17 protein-coding genes and 2 pseudogenes are annotated in these 16,467 nt (G+C 67.8%); 10 read left to right on the top strand and 9 right to left on the bottom strand.

Annotated features, from left to right (window positions below; genetic code table 11):
• Positions 1-530 precede the first annotated feature (530 nt).
• Both ACFYP5_RS38460 and ACFYP5_RS38455 read left to right on the top strand, forming a co-directional pair.
• A complete protein-coding gene (locus ACFYP5_RS38460; protein ID WP_030932073.1) occupies positions 531-950 on the top strand; it encodes a YciI family protein in 420 nt (139 codons plus the stop codon).
• A complete protein-coding gene (locus tag ACFYP5_RS38455; protein ID WP_389044667.1) occupies positions 923-2,254 on the top strand; it encodes an RNA polymerase sigma factor in 1,332 nt (443 codons plus the stop codon). Before ACFYP5_RS38460 ends, ACFYP5_RS38455 begins: the two co-directional genes overlap by 28 nt.
• 48 nt (positions 2,255-2,302) lie before the next feature.
• Here the strand turns inward: ACFYP5_RS38455 and ACFYP5_RS38450 are convergent, their stop codons facing one another.
• Positions 2,303-2,527, bottom strand: a complete 225-nt coding sequence (locus tag ACFYP5_RS38450; RefSeq protein ID WP_389044664.1) for a hypothetical protein — start codon at positions 2,525-2,527, stop codon at positions 2,303-2,305.
• Between the two features lie 399 nt (positions 2,528-2,926).
• On the opposite strand from ACFYP5_RS38450, the gene ACFYP5_RS38445 reads away from it, so the two are divergent.
• From ACFYP5_RS38445 to ACFYP5_RS38425, 5 genes are all read left to right on the top strand, one after another.
• On the top strand, positions 2,927-3,307 hold the full coding sequence (locus ACFYP5_RS38445; RefSeq protein WP_356675243.1) for an FKBP-type peptidyl-prolyl cis-trans isomerase: 381 nt from the start codon (positions 2,927-2,929) through the stop codon (positions 3,305-3,307).
• A gap of 210 nt (positions 3,308-3,517) precedes the next feature.
• On the top strand, positions 3,518-4,558 hold the full coding sequence (locus tag ACFYP5_RS38440) for an NADAR family protein (RefSeq protein WP_389044661.1): 1,041 nt from the start codon (positions 3,518-3,520) through the stop codon (positions 4,556-4,558).
• A gap of 197 nt (positions 4,559-4,755) precedes the next feature.
• Complete coding sequence (locus tag ACFYP5_RS38435) at positions 4,756-4,920, top strand: hypothetical protein (protein ID WP_389044659.1); 165 nt, start codon at positions 4,756-4,758, stop codon at positions 4,918-4,920.
• Between the two features lies 1 nt (position 4,921).
• Positions 4,922-5,110, top strand: a complete 189-nt coding sequence (locus ACFYP5_RS38430; RefSeq protein WP_389044657.1) for a hypothetical protein — start codon at positions 4,922-4,924, stop codon at positions 5,108-5,110.
• Between the two features lie 453 nt (positions 5,111-5,563).
• Complete coding sequence (locus ACFYP5_RS38425) at positions 5,564-6,196, top strand: DUF2461 family protein (RefSeq protein ID WP_389044654.1); 633 nt, start codon at positions 5,564-5,566, stop codon at positions 6,194-6,196.
• Between the two features lie 197 nt (positions 6,197-6,393).
• Here ACFYP5_RS38425 and ACFYP5_RS38420 read toward each other — a convergent pair.
• Positions 6,394-7,133 (bottom strand): annotated as a pseudogene (locus ACFYP5_RS38420) (IS110 family transposase); the annotation flags it as partial.
• 379 nt (positions 7,134-7,512) lie between these two features.
• Here ACFYP5_RS38420 and ACFYP5_RS38415 point away from each other — a divergent pair.
• Positions 7,513-8,790: a DNA gyrase subunit B gene (locus ACFYP5_RS38415; RefSeq protein WP_389044652.1), complete on the top strand. Its 1,278-nt coding sequence runs from the start codon at positions 7,513-7,515 to the stop codon at positions 8,788-8,790.
• Here the strand turns inward: ACFYP5_RS38415 and ACFYP5_RS38410 are convergent.
• From ACFYP5_RS38410 to ACFYP5_RS38390, 5 genes are all read right to left on the bottom strand, one after another.
• Entirely contained in the window at positions 8,745-9,407 is a 663-nt protein-coding gene (locus ACFYP5_RS38410; protein WP_389044651.1) for a hypothetical protein, read from the bottom strand. The genes ACFYP5_RS38415 and ACFYP5_RS38410 overlap by 46 nt on opposite strands.
• Complete coding sequence (locus tag ACFYP5_RS38405; RefSeq protein ID WP_389044670.1) at positions 9,407-9,868, bottom strand: DUF2199 domain-containing protein; 462 nt, start codon at positions 9,866-9,868, stop codon at positions 9,407-9,409. Before ACFYP5_RS38405 ends, ACFYP5_RS38410 begins: the two co-directional genes overlap by 1 nt.
• A 174-nt stretch (positions 9,869-10,042) precedes the next feature.
• A complete protein-coding gene (locus ACFYP5_RS38400; RefSeq protein WP_389044649.1) occupies positions 10,043-10,444 on the bottom strand; it encodes a hypothetical protein in 402 nt (133 codons plus the stop codon).
• Between the two features lie 170 nt (positions 10,445-10,614).
• Positions 10,615-11,556, bottom strand: coding sequence for a TniQ family protein (locus ACFYP5_RS38395; RefSeq protein WP_389044647.1), 942 nt, complete (start codon positions 11,554-11,556; stop codon positions 10,615-10,617).
• A complete protein-coding gene (locus tag ACFYP5_RS38390; protein ID WP_389044644.1) occupies positions 11,553-11,855 on the bottom strand; it encodes a hypothetical protein in 303 nt (100 codons plus the stop codon). Before ACFYP5_RS38390 ends, ACFYP5_RS38395 begins: the two co-directional genes overlap by 4 nt.
• Positions 11,856-12,757: 902 nt before the next feature.
• Here ACFYP5_RS38390 and ACFYP5_RS38385 point away from each other — a divergent pair.
• Positions 12,758-13,141, top strand: coding sequence for a hypothetical protein (locus ACFYP5_RS38385; protein WP_389044641.1), 384 nt, complete (start codon positions 12,758-12,760; stop codon positions 13,139-13,141).
• A 2-nt stretch (positions 13,142-13,143) separates the two neighbouring features.
• On the opposite strand, the pseudogene ACFYP5_RS38380 reads toward ACFYP5_RS38385, so the two are convergent.
• Positions 13,144-13,221, bottom strand: a pseudogene (locus ACFYP5_RS38380) (hypothetical protein); the annotation flags it as partial.
• A gap of 641 nt (positions 13,222-13,862) precedes the next feature.
• Positions 13,863-15,320, bottom strand: a complete 1,458-nt coding sequence (locus ACFYP5_RS38375) for an MFS transporter (protein ID WP_389044639.1) — start codon at positions 15,318-15,320, stop codon at positions 13,863-13,865.
• A gap of 169 nt (positions 15,321-15,489) precedes the next feature.
• Between ACFYP5_RS38375 and ACFYP5_RS38370 the strand changes: the two genes are divergently transcribed.
• Complete coding sequence (locus tag ACFYP5_RS38370; protein WP_267008261.1) at positions 15,490-15,942, top strand: MarR family winged helix-turn-helix transcriptional regulator; 453 nt, start codon at positions 15,490-15,492, stop codon at positions 15,940-15,942.
• The last annotated feature ends 525 nt before the right edge of the window (positions 15,943-16,467 follow it).

Raw genomic sequence — 16,467 nt, 5'->3', positions numbered from 1 at the left:
CTCCCGGAACCTACGCCGGCCGGGGAGCAGTAGCCGTCGACGGGTCGGTGTGCGGAGCCGCCCGAGATCGGCCCCGCACACCGGCCGGGGGCACGTGGCCGGGGTATGTCGACGACCGGGGTCTTTCCGGAAGGAAGGCCTCCTGCTGCACCCTGGTGGTCGCCTCTCGAAGTCCTTCGGGGGTTGACGTGGAGCCTGACCGGTGCCTGGAAGTCATCCAGCGACCGGTCCTGTGCGTAGGCAGTCGGTGGCCGGTGGCTTTCGCCGCGGAGGGCCACGGGGGAGTTCATCGCCATCACCGAGGACGGCCCCGCATCCTTACCCTGCCCTGGGTTCGGATCCGCTCATACGCGGTAGCCGGCCCACGTCGGCGTGGGCCCCGACCGGGCGGAGTGCCGCCGTCGTTCCGGCATCCGGGCCTGGCGTCGTGTTCGTCGTAAGTCGCAGTGGCGTCGTGTCGATCCGCGGTCGTGCCGTTCGACCTAGGGGTGAGAGGGTCGAGGGACGACCCCGTACACAGGAGGCCGAAGATGGCGAAGTACATGCTGATCATGCGCGGCACGGACGAGTCGATGGCGAAGATGATGGAGACGCCCTTCGAGGAGATGCTCGAGACGGTGGGGCGCTTCAACGAGGAGTTGATCCGGGCCGGCGTGCTGGTCGCCGCCGAAGGGCTGGATGACCCGGGGCAGGGCGTGGTGGTCGACTTCAGCGGCGAGACGCCGGTGGTCACCGACGGTCCCTACGGCGAGACGAAGGAACTGTTCGGCGGCTTCTATGTGATCGACGTGGCCTCGAAGGAGGAGGCGGTCGAGTGGGCCAAGCGCCTCCCGGCGGTCGCCGGCTCGAAGTGCGAGATCCGCCGGGTACCGGGCATCGACGAGTTCCCGCAGGACAACGAGTGGATCGCCAAGGAGCGGGTGTGGCGCGAGCGGACCGGCCAGCTCTGATGGCCGCAGGGGCGGAAGGCCCGGCGAGCTCGCAGGCGGCTCGGCGGGCCGTGGAGGCCGTATGGCGGATCGAGTCCGCCCGGATCGTTGCGGCGCTGTCCCGTTACACCGGGGACTTCGGGCTCGCCGAGGACGTCGCCCAGGAGGCGCTGGCCGAGGCGCTCGTCAGCTGGTCGCGCGAGGGCGCGCCGGCGAACGCGGTGGGCTGGCTGCTGGCCACCGGGCGGCGGCGAGCGATCGACAACTACCGCCGCCGCGCGGCCCTCGACGAGCGGTACGCCCTGCTCTGCGGCCAACTCGCCGAGGGAGAGGCGAGTTCGGGCGCGCAGGCCCCGCCGGAGCGGGCCGACGACCTGTTGTGGGACCCCGACCAGGTGGACGACGACGTCCTCGCGCTGATGTTCATCGCCTGCCACCCTGTGCTGGCGCCCGAGGCGCGAGTGGCATTGACGCTACGCACGGTCGCCGGACTGGCGAGCGAGGAGATCGCCCGCGCGTTCCTGGTGCCTGTGCCGACCGTCCAGGCACGAATCACCCGGGCGAAGAAGACGATCGCCGCGGCGGGAGTGCCGTTCGAGCTGCCGCCGTCCGAGGAGCGCCGCGGACGCATCGGCGGGGTGCTGAGCGTGCTGTACGTGATCTTCACCGAGGGCTCGACAGCGACTGCCGGCGACGACCTGCTGCGCCCCGACCTCGCGTACGAGGCGATCCGGCTGACCCGGATGCTGGCCGCCCTGCTGCCCGACGAACCAGAGGTGTCCGGGTTGCTGGCGCTGTGCGAGTTGACGACCGCGCGTTTTCCCGCCCGCACCGGCCCCGACGGTGAGCCGGTGCTGCTCGAGGATCAGGACCGGCGCCTGTGGGACCGCTCTGCGATCCGCCGCGGCCTGGCCGCGATCGGCCGGGCCGCCGCCGTCGGACGCGGCCTGGGGCCCTACGGGCTGCAGGCCGCGATCGCCGCCTGCCACGCGACGGCCCCCTCAGTGGCGCAGACCGACTGGGAGCGCATCGTGCTGCTCTACGAGGCGCTGGGCCAGGTGGCCCCCTCCGCCGTCGTCGACCTCAACCGAGCGGTCGCCGTCGCGATGGCGACCGGGCCGAGCCAAGCGCTCGCCATCGTCGACGACCTGGTCGCCACCGACCGCCTGTCGGGATCGCACCTGCTCCCGAGCGTGCGCGGCGAACTGCTACGCCGGCTCGGCCGGACCGGCGAGGCCCGGGCCGAACTCGAACTCGCCGCCCGCCTGTGCCGCAACACCCGCGAACAATCGGTGCTGCTGCGCAAGGCGGCCACGCTGTCGTGAGCGGGGGGAAGGGCATCCCCACGCGCCGATCCGACAAAGTCCCGCGCCTCAACTGTCGGCTCCGGCACCGTGGTGCACATGGCGGACATCCTTCCCGGCCGGACGAGAAACGGATGCGGCAGGCTGCTGCCCGTCGTGATCCACTTCTGCTGATCGGCTTGCCTGCCCATGCCCGTTGCCGCCGCGCGCCCCATCTTCCTGACCGCCGCCGAAGCCGCCGGCACGCTCGACCGACAGGAAGAATCCTTCGTCAAGCGCTGGGAGCTTGATCAACCCCCGAAGGACTTCGGCCGCAGACCACTTGGCGCCCCGTAACGGCCACCGTCCCCGGCACGCGGACCCTCGCCTGGAACGGTCTGCAATGCGAAATCACCACGAGGCCCGGTAGGCCGCCGATTGCCCTTGCTAGCAGGCACATTGGTTCGGACTCAGGCGGCGTACTGTAGCCGCCGCAGGATTGAGGCCAGCGGTCGGCGGCGAGGGATGCCACACCGTGCTGCGCCGCGAACCGATGACGTAGCACGCCCAGTCACGCCGAGCATCGTGCTCCGCTCAGCTTGATGCACTCCAGGAGATCAGCGTTCACGGCAGCATGATGATCTACTGCATGGAGTGACCATGCGCCTGGCTGGTCTGTATGAGGGCTTCCGGCGGCGAGCGAATGAGGCTGTAATGAGCGAACTGACGAAGCCCGAGATCGACCTTCCGGGGGGTGACGCTCCCACCGAGCTGACAACCCGTGACCTCGTCGTCGGGGACGGGCTCGAGGCGAAGCCGGGCAGGGTTGTCCAGGTTCACTACGTCGGGGTCACCTTCGAGTCCGGAAAGGAATTCGACACCTCCTGGGACCGGGGCCAGACGTTCAAGTTCGCCGTGGGCGGTGGCAAGGTCATCAAGGGCTGGGACCGCGGGGTCAGAGGGATGAAGGTCGGCGGCCGGCGCGAGATCATCGTTCCCCCGCGCCTCGGCTACGGCAACCAGTCACCCTCGCCGTTGATCCCGGCGGGCTCGACACTCGTCTTCGTGGTGGACCTGCTCTCCGTCGCAGTCTGAGGCCTTCTGCTACCCGGCCTCTCCGCCCGGGCAGGAAGCAGCGGCCTGGGGACTCCCGTGCCACTCCCATGATCGTCTCGCAGGCGATAGCGTGCGCCCATGACTTGGCGGGGACCGACATATCGGATGGTGGATGGGGAGAGAATCGATGGGGCCTGGTGCCACATTTGGCGGCGTTATCGACCAGGCAGTGAGTATTACCTCGACGACTTGATTGTCTTCGCGGATGGAGCGATCACCTGCGGAGAACGTACGGACCTGGCCGGCCTCGAGAAGATGCTGGCAATGGGCCGATTGGCGGTGACCAACCCTGAGACTCCACCCCTTCCCGACGAACCATCGAAGTGGGCCTCCCGTCACGGCCAACCGCTGACACCAGAGGGCTTTCTTCTGGAAGTCGCTGATCGCATCGAAGCACTCAATGAGCGACCAACTGCCGGGCAACGTTGCTGGGCTGCGATCCGACGCTTTCAGCAGGAGCCGGCCGAGTCCAACCGAGCACTTCTCCGGTCGGCATATCTGGCGGTTCCGCCGCATCTTCGGATCTACGTCCTCGGAGATATGGACCGCCAGGACCGTCCCTTGCGGATCCTGCTCACGAACATTGGTGAGGCCGTCGACGGCGATGGCCCAGTGGTGACAGCGGAGATGCATCAGGACGTCCTGGATTACTTCAGCCGAGGAGATCAGGGAGTCCAGAGCGAGCAGGAGCGGCGAGCCATCCAGCATGCCGACGATCCTTCAGAACCCGGCCGACCGGCTCTCATATCGCACGAAACGGTCTACCCGCAGGGGTGGCCTGAGCAGCCGGGTCTGTTCATGCTCCGCAACGACTTCCCTGCACAGATCGTGTTCGCCGGCGAGTCCTATGCGTCCGTACTGCATGGGTACTGGGCGCTGTCGGCGGCCGACGCTTCCGACAGAAGCAGAATCCGGGATGCGGCCTCCGGCAGAGAGGCGCATGACCTGGGTGGCCGGGCCACGCACCGGAGTGACTGGCCCAACGTTCGGCTCGCGGTCATGGCAGAGCTCCTTCGCGCGAAGTTCACTCAGTACCCTGAACTCGCCCAGGTCCTCGTTTCCACAGGGGACGCCAGGATCAGCTACACCGGCTTCTCGGACTCACCCTTCTGGAGAGATGTCGCCGACGGTCGGGGACGAAACTGGATGGGGCGGTTGCTCGAGCTGACCCGCTCCGAGCTCCTTGCCCAGCAGTTGCTCCGGCCCGAGGACTCCAGTGTGCTGAAGTAGGAAGAGTTGATGAGGGGTGGGAGGGCTCGACTACGCGCACATCGTGAAACCAGCGGGTTCGCAGAATCTGAAGGCCACTGGGTCGGGAACGCGCTGGCGAGGCTGGGTTATGGCCTAGGAAGTCACGCGGGTTCGCCCGGGATGACGGCTTTGGCTGTTCTCGGCTGGTTGTCAGTGTGGTTGAAAGCCTAGAGGGCATGAGTTACGACTTGGCCGTCAGGGAAGGCGAGAGACCAGCGGACGACAAGACCGCCGGTCGGGTCTTCAATGACCTCTACGACCGCCTCGTCGATACGGAGGTTGGCCAGCCTCCGACTGAGCGCATCGCGGCCTATGTCGCTGCGCTCCTTGAGCGTGTGTGACTTGACCGAGGACGAGGACGACACCTCGCCCTGGGCGACCGGACCGTTGATCGGCGAGGCCAGGGGGTCACTGATCTACTTCCCGGTGCGATGGAGCATGGCTGAGGAGGCCTCCGCCTTCGCAGCCGACCTTGCGCAGTCCATGGGGCTGGTCTGTTTCGACCCTCAGCTGAACAAGCTCAGGCCCTGACGGCCTGGTCAGTGAGTAACGTCAGGCGGCGGTGACTTCCGATTTCCCGCATGGCCTCGCAAGTTACTGGCTGAACTTGCTGAATCTGCCAGTAACTCGGAGAAGTTGACGTGCGCGACTAACAGGCAGAACGAGGGCCCCCACCTGCTCACTTGCGCTCTTTTTCGCACCGAAGGCTTCAATGAACCCGCGCGAACTCCAGTTGAGTAGACGTGCCGCACTACATCCGCTCCCTACAACCGTGCTGTGGGATCTCAAGTTCGGCTGCACAATCTCACCTCCCGCTGCATATCGACTGCACTCTCCGTGTTCCTCGACGAACTCGCCCCCCGCGCACGGCACATCGAACTGGCCGGCGAGCCCGCCGCAACATCTCCCACCGTGTCTGGGGGCTACGCCTCCCTGCCCGTCTCACTCTCCGCGCGCGGATCATGGGTGAGCTATCCTGCGCGCATGCGCGGACAGTTCACTGGCTGGCCGGAGCAGGCCATGGACGTGTTGTGGCAGCTCCAGGGCGAACCGACCCACGCGACCCGCGAGCGCTACCGCGCGGACCGCGAACGCCTGGTCCGGCAACCGATGATCGCCCTGCTCAACGAGGTCGCGGACACCGACCCCCGGTACGAGGACTTCTCCGTCTGGCACTACCGCACCGACTCCTGGTGGTGGCAGCACCAGGGCGCGGTGATCCGGCTCGGCCGCAAGATCGAGATCGGTCTCCGCTTCTCCCTGGACGGCCTGCGGATCCAGGGCGCCTGGTGGTACCCCGATCCCGGCCAGGTGGACATGTTCCGCAAAGCCGTGGCCTCCGAGGGGAGCGGCCGCGAACTGTCCGCCATCGTCGAGGACGTGCGGAAGAAGGGCTACGACATCTCCGGGGACGTGATGAAACGCCCCCCGCGCGGCTATCCGACAGACCACACCCGTACGAACCTGCTGCGCCACCGTTCTCTGATTGCCGCCCGTCCCCTCGGCTGCGAGGAGTGGCTGCACACCCCCGAGGCGGTCGACCGAGTCCTCTCGGCCGCCGCTGACCTGGACGCCCTGCTGATGTGGCTGGTCCGCCACGTGAAGCGCGCCGCCTGACATCACGAGGGCCCCGCGCGGCACGGGAGGAACCAAACCCGTGCTGCCGGCTCCCGCGCTCAGAAGGTGACGTTGCACCTTCAGCGCCGACCGGTGGTCCATCGCCCGATGGCCGTCTGGCACCTCGGCCAGGGGGACGGCGTTGTCACGTTGTTGGGCACGGGTGTGTCTGATGGTGCGTCGGTGGGCGCTGCCCGAGCCAGGACCGACCGGGCCAGGGTGTTCACCATGGTGGCGGCTGTGCGCTTCCCGGCCACGGCGGTGTGCTGGGCCTGCGCGGCAGCGACCGCCGCCTCGGCGACCGCCTGGGCGCTTCGGACGTTGCGGTTCTTCAGCCAGGTCGAGAGGCGGATTGGGCCGATCCGGCGCAGGCCGGCTGGGGTCTGGTAGCCGGTCAGCAGGATGAGTGCGGCTTTGGAGGCGGCGTAGTCGAAGGTCCGTTCCAGGGCGGGGAAGTACTCCAGGAGCTGGGCCCGCATCCGGTTGATTGTTCGGGTGCGGTCGGCGGCGAGATCGTAGCGGCGGGCGGTGAGAATCTTCAGGTCCAACGCGATCTCGTCCCACTCCTGCAGAGGTTGCAGGTCCCGACGCATCCGTGCCTGGTCGGCGATGACGTAAGCGTCCTTCGCATCGGTCCTGCCGTCTCCACGGTATCCGCGGGAGGCGTGGTGGACAGTTCGGCCAGGGATGTATAGGAGCCGCTGACCATGGCTGGCCAGGAGGGCGATCAGCAGAGCGCCCCCGCCGGCGTTCAGGTCGACGGCCCAGGTCACCGGGCTGTCCGCGGCGAGTGCGAGGACGTCGCCTATGAGCTTCCAGGAGCTCGGGCTCGTTGTTGGGCACCCGGCGCGAGAGCACCTTCGTCCCGTCCGTGTCGATCACCGTGCAGTGGTGCGCGGCCCTTGCCGGCATCCGTCCCCGCCCAGAGCCCGGGCACCCGAGCCTCCCTCGTTGATCGGTTGACTGGTCCCTGCAGACGACCACGCCGACGTGTCCTTACGAAGCGATCTTGGTTCGCTCATCCAAATGAGTGGCCGTGTCGTCGCGGGGCACTGGGCGGCCAATCAGTCAAAGCCACAGCATCTTTGGCGGGAGTTATTGGAATCGGAGGCCTCAAGGCTGCCGGAAATGGGGTCGGTCGCGGGTTTACGCAGGCTCCGGGCGCCCTCCGGTTGCCGTTCGCGACCCCTGGGCCGTTCGTCTCCTGGCGGGCCGTCACCAGCTCACCCACGCCCTCGACGCATTGGGCCTGACCTGGTGTTTTTTCCCACCCGCCTAGGCTGGGGGTTCCGCTGCATCCATGGGAGGGGGACTTCATGAGTGACGCGGTGAATCCGTACACCGCCGCCCACATCCAGGTGTTGGAGGGTCGGGAAGCCATCCGGAAACGCCCGGGGATGTACGTGGGCTCGACCCGTGAGCGACGGCTGCATCAGCAGGTGTTCGAGGTCTCCGACTGGGCGGTGAACGAGGTCCTCGCCGGTCGCGCCGACCACGTCGACGTCGTGCTGGAATCCGACGGCTTGGTGCGGGTCGCCATCGACGGGCGGGGGATTCCTGTCGAGGCCGCAGGGCATGTCGACGCCCCGTGTCTCGAAGAGCCGCTGACTCGGATGCACGCCGGGCTGCGGCGCGACGGCCGCCGATTCGTGGGGGTCGGCCTGTTCGGTATGGGCCCCTTCGTTGCCAACGACCTGTCGAGCCCTCTGACGGTAGAGGTCCGACGCGAGGGGGTGCGCTGGGTACAGCGCTACGACCGTGGTGCTGCGGCTGGCCCGCCCTTGTCCGAGGGGCCCACGACGGGGACCGGAACCGTCATCGCGCTCCGGCCCGACGCCGACATCTTCGGTACGGCGGAGTGCTCGTTCGATGCGTTGGCAGAGCACTTCAGGACACTGGCCTTCCTCAACTGCGGTCTCGACATTTCACTGACCGACCAGCGCCCTCCGAGCGGGCCACGATCGGAACGATTCCTCTTCCCAGAAGGTGCCAAGGACTTTGTCGCCTTCATCGCCGCGCAGACCGGGACATCCGATGAGACGGGCGTCTTCGGCTTCGGGCATGAGGATCCGCAGATCGCCGGATCTGTCGAGGTCGTCCTGAAGTGGAGCCACACCTTCACAGGCGGTATCCAGAGCTTCGCGAACAGCATGCCCACCCCGTTGCGTGCAAGGGTGTTGATCGCTGCCGCCACTCCCTCTCTGAAGCCCACCACGCGCGACCCTCCGCAGGGCCAACTGCTGACGACGAAGATCGGCACCGGTCTGAGACCTGACCGGCTCTGCGACAGCCTGACTGCGGTTGTCTCGGTGAAACTCGATCGCCCCGAGTTCGAAGGCGCCACACGTGGCATCTTGGGAAATGCTGAGGTGCGCGAATTTGTCGCGCTGGCCGTCCAGGACCATCTGATCACCTGGTTGGCAGACGACCCACGGCTGGCCTCAACCGTGGTCAGTCGGATCGCGACCGATACGTGGCCGGCTGGTGCATCAGCCCCGGTGGTGGCTCGGCCTGGCGGAGCTCAGATCCAGCGAGCGCCAGAGAGCGGTCAGCCACCGTGTAGGCCCCACTCGTCGAGGCCGCCGTACACGTGAGCTTCGAGGCATCTAGGCGCGTCAAGGCCGACGGCCTCGCCTCGGTACAGGGCGATGAGCGACTCCTTGCCGCGCCACCAGGTGTCGCTCAGTCCCTGTACTTCCGGCACCTGCTCGTACCCGTCAAGGTCCAAGGACTCGACGTCCTTGCCCTTGATCCTCGTGACAGTCTTGGCACAGCGGCCGGCATGGTCGGCGAGCGCCAGGGATTCCACCCATCCGTCGATGCCGGCATGCAGGGGTGTCCAGCGGTAGGCGTCGATCCCGAACGCGCCGTTGGGGCCGATCCTGAATCCGTAGGCCATGGACACCCGGCAGTCCCCTGCCGGGAACGACCAGCCTTTTGCGGCCGAGCCTTCGGGACAGCCGGCGCCCAGGATGCCCGGGCCGCCCTCGTAGAACGGGGCGGGCGGCAGGGCGAGTCCGCCCCAGCGGTCCTGGAAGGCGGCGGCCCTGTCGATCTCTGAAGCGGGGATCCCGTGCTCGATCCACGCGTCGCGATGGCGCTGGATGCTCTGCCGAGGGACCCGGATGCCGTTCACCTCGACGAACCTGCGGGCCCTGCGACCCAGGCGAGCTGGCGCGACCGGGATCGGCGACGCGGAGGTGCCGACCATTACTGCTGCTCACTGCTGGAGTGGAGTACGGCCGCCGCGATCTCCCGTACCCGGTCCATAGTGATCCCCGTGCGCTGTTCGACAGCGAGGGGATGGTCGGTGGGCTCGAGCTCGACCAAGGGGCGCTCACCGACCGGGCGGGTGTGGACATACGTCTTCAGGTTGAGAGTCGTGGTCGAATAGACCGGCAGTTCGGTGGTGAGCCAGCCGAAGTACGGCTTCTCAGCCTCACGGCCGGGCTTGTCCCACAGGTCTGCGGCGAGGGAGAAGTTCTCGGGGCTGAGCGAGACCCAGACGCCCCAGGAGAAGACGCCGTCGGTGTCGATGATCGGTATCTCGATCAGGCCCTTGACGAAAAAGTGCTGACCGAGGATCACGCACTGGTCCGACGAGAGCATGCAGTCCTCGGCGTCGGTGAAGGCCGGATTCCACACAGCTGGGGTTTCGGCGGTGTAGTTCATCGGCAGCTCAGGGTGGTGGGCCCCGCAGCACGTACAGGTGAATCCGAGATCACTGGTCATGGTGCTGGAGCCTAGTGACGTGCTCCGGTACCACCTCGGGCGGGAGCCCGTCTCATCCGTGGTCTGACGGGCAAGCATTGAGGGGCGCTACTGCCAGCGTCGGCTCAACCAGTGTCAGGAGCGGTGAACCTCGTCGAAAAGGGCGCTCCCGACGCGGAGGCGATCTCGGCGACGCGTTGCGTCCTGGTACGCGTCCGCGTTGCCTGGCACCTTCTGCCAGCCGCGGATGGTGACGGTCGCGGACTGGAGGGCACCGGGGGTGATGCCGAGGTAGCGGGCGGCCGCGACGCGGGATCCACCACGGGTCATCTGGACGAGGCGGATCGCGGCGTCGCGGCGCAGTTGTCTTGCGGGCCCCTTCAGTTCGTCCAGAGGCCAGGCCCAGGCGTCCGGCAGGAGTTGCGGGATGTTCTTCGGGTCGAGCAGGCCTTGGTGGGTCGGGGGCTGGGGGAAGAGCGGTGGCGGGCCGACAGTTCCGTGACGCAGGTGGGTGCTCTCGCCTATGGCGGCGTTCATGCCGGGTGAGCAGTGTGGGGCTATGCGCTTCAATCGTCGGTATCCGGCACGGCTGGAGGGAAGCCGGGACAGAACGCGGGCGAGGACTGTCGGGCCGCCCGGGGCGTCGAGGATCCGGACGACGAGGGGTCATCAGGGCGGCCGCCCGCAATGAATCGCCAGGCGGGTGTTCAACGGTGCGAGCCAGCCAGCCGTCTCCTTGGGGTCCGGCTCGTTCGGCACGTGCTCGGTTCAGGGTTTTGGCGTGGGCAGCGACCGCGTCCAGGTGTTCGGCGCTGGTGAGGACTCCCGCAGTGGCCGGCCAGGTGCTGCAGATGGCGAGGGTGGTGGCTCGGACGTCGTTGAGGAACCGCTGGGGTGAGGTTGGCCGGCCCAGGCTTTCGACCTCTCGCCCGGCTGCGGAGTTGGCCGCCGCGGACAGTCGCTGTTGGGCGTGCATCGTCGCCTCGGTCGGGCCTTCGCTGGTGGCGGACGGATGGTCGAGCCGGTGGGCGCATGCCGGGTCCCGACCGGTCCCGGGGCGGTGGCGGCATTCCGCCGGGTGGAGGCGGCTGCGGGGAGACGGGATGAGCTGGGTGGGTCGCCATCTTCCGTCGGTGCGGTAGCCGTTGGAGAAGGCGGCGGGTGCCTGGCATGTGGGGCACCGCCAGTCGAGAAGACTGTGGTGATGGTGGCAGAGGAAGGTGTGCGGGAGCCGCCACGAGCCCTGCCAGACCGGCCCCCCCCGGTCGATCGGCGGTGTCGGCCAGGCAGTCGGGGCAGTACCGGCTGAAGGCGGTGAAAACCCAGCCGTCGTTGGCCACGTCGATATGGCTTTGGTGTCGTCCCAGGTACACGGGGTGCAGAGGGGGATAGCTCGGAGCCTGCGTCGCGAGGGTGAGCGCGTGAACCTCGCGCAGGCTGAGTCGGCAGACGGTGGCAGTCTGCCGGGCTCGGTTGTCGTCGAGGCGGACGAGGTGGTGGGTGGGGAACGTCGTCCCGGCGGTGAGCCCGCACCGGTGCGCGAGGTCGAGAGGAGCCTTGCCGACCCGGTGGGCGAGACGCAGCAGGTAGCCCGGCAGCAGCTCGCCCGGGGCGGGATCCAGACTTCTGGGCAGCGCCGTGTTCCTCATGCCGTGTCCGAAGCTGCGGGGCCGTGGTCGTCGAACGCTGTGTTGCGGCCTCGGCCCGCGCGCGGTCGGCGGGCGGAGGCCGCGGGGACGGTGGGGATCTCGCCGGCCTCGGCGTCGCGGCCGACACCGGCCAGGGTGAGCGGGAGGGTGTCGAGGAGGGTTTCGGTCAGGCACTCGACGCCGCTGGCGATCGCTTCGGTGCAGCCGTCCTCGATGACCTTTTTACCGACCGCGGGAGTCCATAGATGACCTTCGACCTGCGGTGATACGTAGCGTTCATGTAATCGACGGGAGATCAAGAGAGGTCGGGAAGTCTGCCCCTCGGGCAGCGGACAGGCCAGACGGTCGGGGCTGCTGCATTGATCGGAATGGCCTCAGTCTGGGATGATGTCGTCCATGACGAACCAACGAAAGGCCTGTGCCGCGTAGACGGCCAGGCCAGGTGCGCGCCAAGCTGTCGCGCAGGCTCCGCCCGGAGCACGGCAGGAAGATCGTTTCTGGGGTCTCGGCGCGGGCACAAAGCGAGATTGCCACGTTCGAGGATTCACATTTGTGGCCAGGAGCCATCGCCGACGCGATGGCTCGGTGGGTCGGCACCGTTCACGGGCCGGCCCGTAGGCTGACAGACCCACAGACCCGTGGTTGCGGAGTTGAAGCGTGCTGTCCCTCTGACGCCCATCCACGACAGATGCTGGAGCAGGCCCTCTGCGGGCTACCGACAGGTGCGTCGCGGGAGCTCCGGCGGCTGGTGCATCCGCTTGACGAGGTCTGCTGGTCCCGCACGATCGTGGACTCCTATGGCAATCCTTCTCAGCCATGGTGGATGCGGAGATGCTGAACCTCGGACAGGGGGATGCCTCGTAAGCGCCCCTCCGCCGTCCGGCCGGAGTCCGGATCATGCCTGCGGTGCGGCACCAGGCAGGACTACTGCGAACGGTTTGACGCAGCGCTGTGCGTGGTGTGCGACGAATGGCGTGAAGGCGTCTGCACTGATCCTGATTGCGCGTATTGCCGACGACGGCCCGAACGACCGAGCCTTGCCTGGGAACACCCCCGTGCAGAAGCCGTCTTGCGTCGGGCGGCCCGGCTGGCCAACCGTCGATCGCTCTGGTCCCGGCGGAGGGGCCCGGTCACCTGATAAGTAATCGGGCCCCTCCGCCGGGGTGTTGCTGGGCTACTTTCCGACGGGTGGGTCGAGGAGTTGGGCTTCGAGGCCGGCGACGCGGCGGTCCTGGAATCGGATGTTGGATCGGGCAGCTTTGAGCCGCTCGTCGAGGGTGCGGTTGTCGGCGGTCAGCCGACGGACCCTTTGTTTGAGAGCGGTGTTCTCGGTGGTGATCCGCTGGATCGCTTCATCGGTGCACTCGGCTTGCAAGTCCCGTATCTGGCCAAGGAGTTCGCCGATTCGGGTGCGCTGGGTAAGGATCTCGCTCTGGGCGGCCCTGAGCGCGGCCTCGGCGTTCAGCGCGCGCTCGCGCCAGGTTGCTTCGCGCTCGTCGTCCCGTTCGATGAGGCTCCGGATCCGGCGGTCACCTGCCTCGGCTTCGCCGTGGCGATAGCGGCCCGGGCTTCGGGGTTGGCATAGAGGAAGGTGCGTGAGACGTTCGCCCGCCGGGCGACAGCGGCGACGCTGACCTGGGCCTCCTCCCGTTGGAGCCGGGTGATGGACGCGGGGACCCGCAGCAGGGCCGAGTCGGTCTTGCCGCGGCGGGCTGCCCAGGGCAGCGGCGGTGCGGCGTTCGAGGGGGGCGTTCATGTGACGTCCTGTTCGGAGTCGGTGTCCTCGGCTGTGCACGTATCGCTGTACTCGGTTTCCTCCTCGGTGCCCGCGTCGGCGAGGTCGGCGGCGCGGAAGGCGCTGGACCAGACGCGGTGGAAGTAGTCCTGGGGTTTGCGCAGGTCCGGGGGCGAGGGCGTCGTCGAGGAGGCCGAGGCCGGCCAGGGCCTTCTCCAGGCCGTCGATGGCGCGGGCAGTGGGCTCGAAGTAGCGATGGAGGTAGTCGGCGGTGGCGCGCGCGTTATCAGGCACAGGGGGGATCCGGCTGCCGTCGGGTTACGGTCAGGATGGCCATGTCGTCCTGATGGCCGCCTCCTGTCCACCGGTTGACGTCCTCGGTCAGCGCGTCGACAAGAGACCCCGGGGCATACGTTGCCGCGTGAGGGGCGCGAGTGATCCACCCGTGAGGAAGCGCCCGGTTGGAGACCTCTCGCCGCGGATGCGATGTCGGATCCGCGGCGAGATGCCGGATACAGGGCCGGGCCGGCCGGTCGAGCAGCTGCCGGGCTCGTCCGGTGCTACTGAGCCGTCAGGCCTTGACCGCGGCCTGATCGGATTCGGTGACAGGGGCGGTCTCGTCCCCGGAGCCGGCGGCCACGCGGACTGCCGGAATGGCGGCCGCGATCACCGCGCCGAGCAGGGCGACGCCGCCGCCGATCATCAGAGCAGTGCGGAAACCGTCCTCGGAGGCGAAGGTGTAGCCGCCCATCGTGGTGGTCATCTGGGCGAGGACCACTCCGATCACGGCCGAGCCGACCGAGGTGCCGAGCGAGCGCATCAGCGTGTTGAAGCCGTTGGCGGCGGCGGTCTCGGAGAGCGGGACCGAACCCATGATCAGGGCAGGCATCGCACCGTAGGCGAGACCCACACCGCTGCTGGTCACGATGGTGACCAGCATGAGGCCCCAGGGCGAGCCCATCAGTGCCAGCGACAGACCGTAACCGGCCGCGATGACTAGGACCCCGGAGATCAGCGTGAACTTCGGGCCTCGGGCATCGGTGAGCTTCCCGCCGAGCGGGGAGACGATCATCATCATGAGCCCGCCGGGAGCCATCCACAGGCCGGCGGCGAGCATCGACTGGCCCAGACCGTAACCAGTGGCCTCGGGGAACTGCAGCAGCTGCGGCACGACCAGCATGCTGGCGTACATGGCGGTGCCCACGAAGATCGAGGCGAGGTTGGTGAGCAGCACCCGGGGGCGGGCGGTGGTGCGAAGGTCGACCAGCGGGTCGCGGGTCCGCAGCTCCCACAGCCCCCATCCGACCAGAATCACGACGGCCGCGGCGAACAGGCCGAGCGTGGTCGCCGAGCCCCAGCCCCAGTCGGCGCCCTTGGAGACCGCGAGCAGCAGGGAGACCAGGCCGGCGCCGAGGCCGAGCGCTCCCGGCAGGTCGAAGCGCTGACCCTTGGCGCCGGCCGGTACGTCCGGGATCAGGAACCAGATGAGAGCCGCAACTGCTACGGCCAGGGCCGCGGAGCCCCAGAACAGCACGCGCCAGTTCGTGTACTGGGCCACCGCTGCGGCGATCGGCAGGCCGAGGCCACCGCCGATGCCCATGGAAGCGCTGACCAGAGCGATCGAGGAGCTGAGCTTCTCCGCGGGGACCACGTCACGCAGAAGGGCGATGCCGAGCGGCAGCATGCCCATGCCCATGCCCTGCAGGCCACGCCCGATGATCATGGGGATGACCGAGGAGGACAGCGCGCACACCACCGACCCCACGATCAGCGGCACCGAGCACGCGATAAGCATCCGGCGCTTGCCCAGCAGGTCGCCCAGGCGTCCGGAGACCGGCACGAAGACGGCCGCCACGAGCAGGGTGACGGTGATGACCCAGGCGGCGTTCGACGAGGTGGTGTGGAGGATCTGGGGCAGCTCCGCGATGAGCGGCGTGACCAGGGTCTGCATGATCGCTGCCGTGATGCCCGCGAAGGCCAGCGTGGCGACCACACCGCCTGAGCGGCTTGATGCCTGGGAGGCATCCATAGAGGACTCTTTGATTGCATGACGAGAGAACGATATGCATCGTACACGTCTCATGTATCAATCACATTTTGTGCGTGACGCATATGCGCATGAGAGGATGCAGGAGATGGCCGTCGCGAAGGACAAGGTCAGCGCGTCGGACTGGCAGGAAAAGGAAGGCAGCAGGCATATGGTCAGGCCCACGAGCGACGTCGAGTACGAGCAGATGTTGCTCAGCCGCCACGGACTCGTTCACCACAGGAACGTCCGGCGCGAAGGCGGGCTGGAGCGCAGCGCTTACATCCTGCTGAGCCGCATTCGCGTCCAAGGGCCCATGTCCATCGGCGAACTGAGCGCCGCCCTCGGACTCGACACATCCACTCTCAACCGGCAGACCGGCGCAGCGATGCGCTCCGGCCTCGTGGACCGCATCCCCGACCCCGACGGCGGGATGGCCCGCAAGTTCCGCGTCACGGACAAGGGTGCGAGCCTGCTCGACGAGGAACGCGAACGCACCGTCGACAACCTGGACCGGGTCATGGCCGACTGGTCGGACGAGGACATCGCGGGCTTCGCCGCCTACCTCAAACGGTTCAACACCGACATCGAACGTCTCGCCGGACGCCCCTGGCCCCGGCCGTGAATCCGCGGGCGCGAGCGCGGGCCGCACACACCTCGCTGACCTCGGAATTCACGGAACTCCGGCCTAGAGAATCCTCGGCCCTGCTCTGTGGACCCAGTTAGTTACCGTTCCTGGGCAGTGAGGGAGGAGGTAGTCCTGACTCACCGGCACGTCCCGAACAGTCTTGGGCGCGCTGGTCCTCCGCTTTCGCGTCCCGGTCGGCGACGCATATCCCGTATGCGGTCCGTCCCGGGCAGGCGGGATCCCTACGACCTGGCCATATGGGTGTGGCCCGAGGCGACGGGGAGGCCCCGCACCATCTCGCTGGTGACACGGGGGCCCCGACCGCTGACGCCACACCCGGCGTCCCAGATCGCACCCGAGCACGCTACGCACACCCCGCCAGCCATGCCCACAGACCGTCGCACCGTTCACTTATTGATCGTTTCAAAATGAAGTTTGGTGTGGGGCTTGGCAGTTGGGTGTTGTTTCGGCAGGATCTGGTGAGTGCCTGTTGATCTTGTGCCTGATGACTTGTGGGAACGT

The organism is Streptomyces sp. NPDC005262 (assembly GCF_042872425.1).
GTDB lineage: Bacteria > Actinomycetota > Actinomycetes > Streptomycetales > Streptomycetaceae > Streptomyces.
The sequence above is the reverse complement of the archived record's forward strand: the minus strand, read 5'-3'. Positions and strand labels throughout refer to the sequence as shown.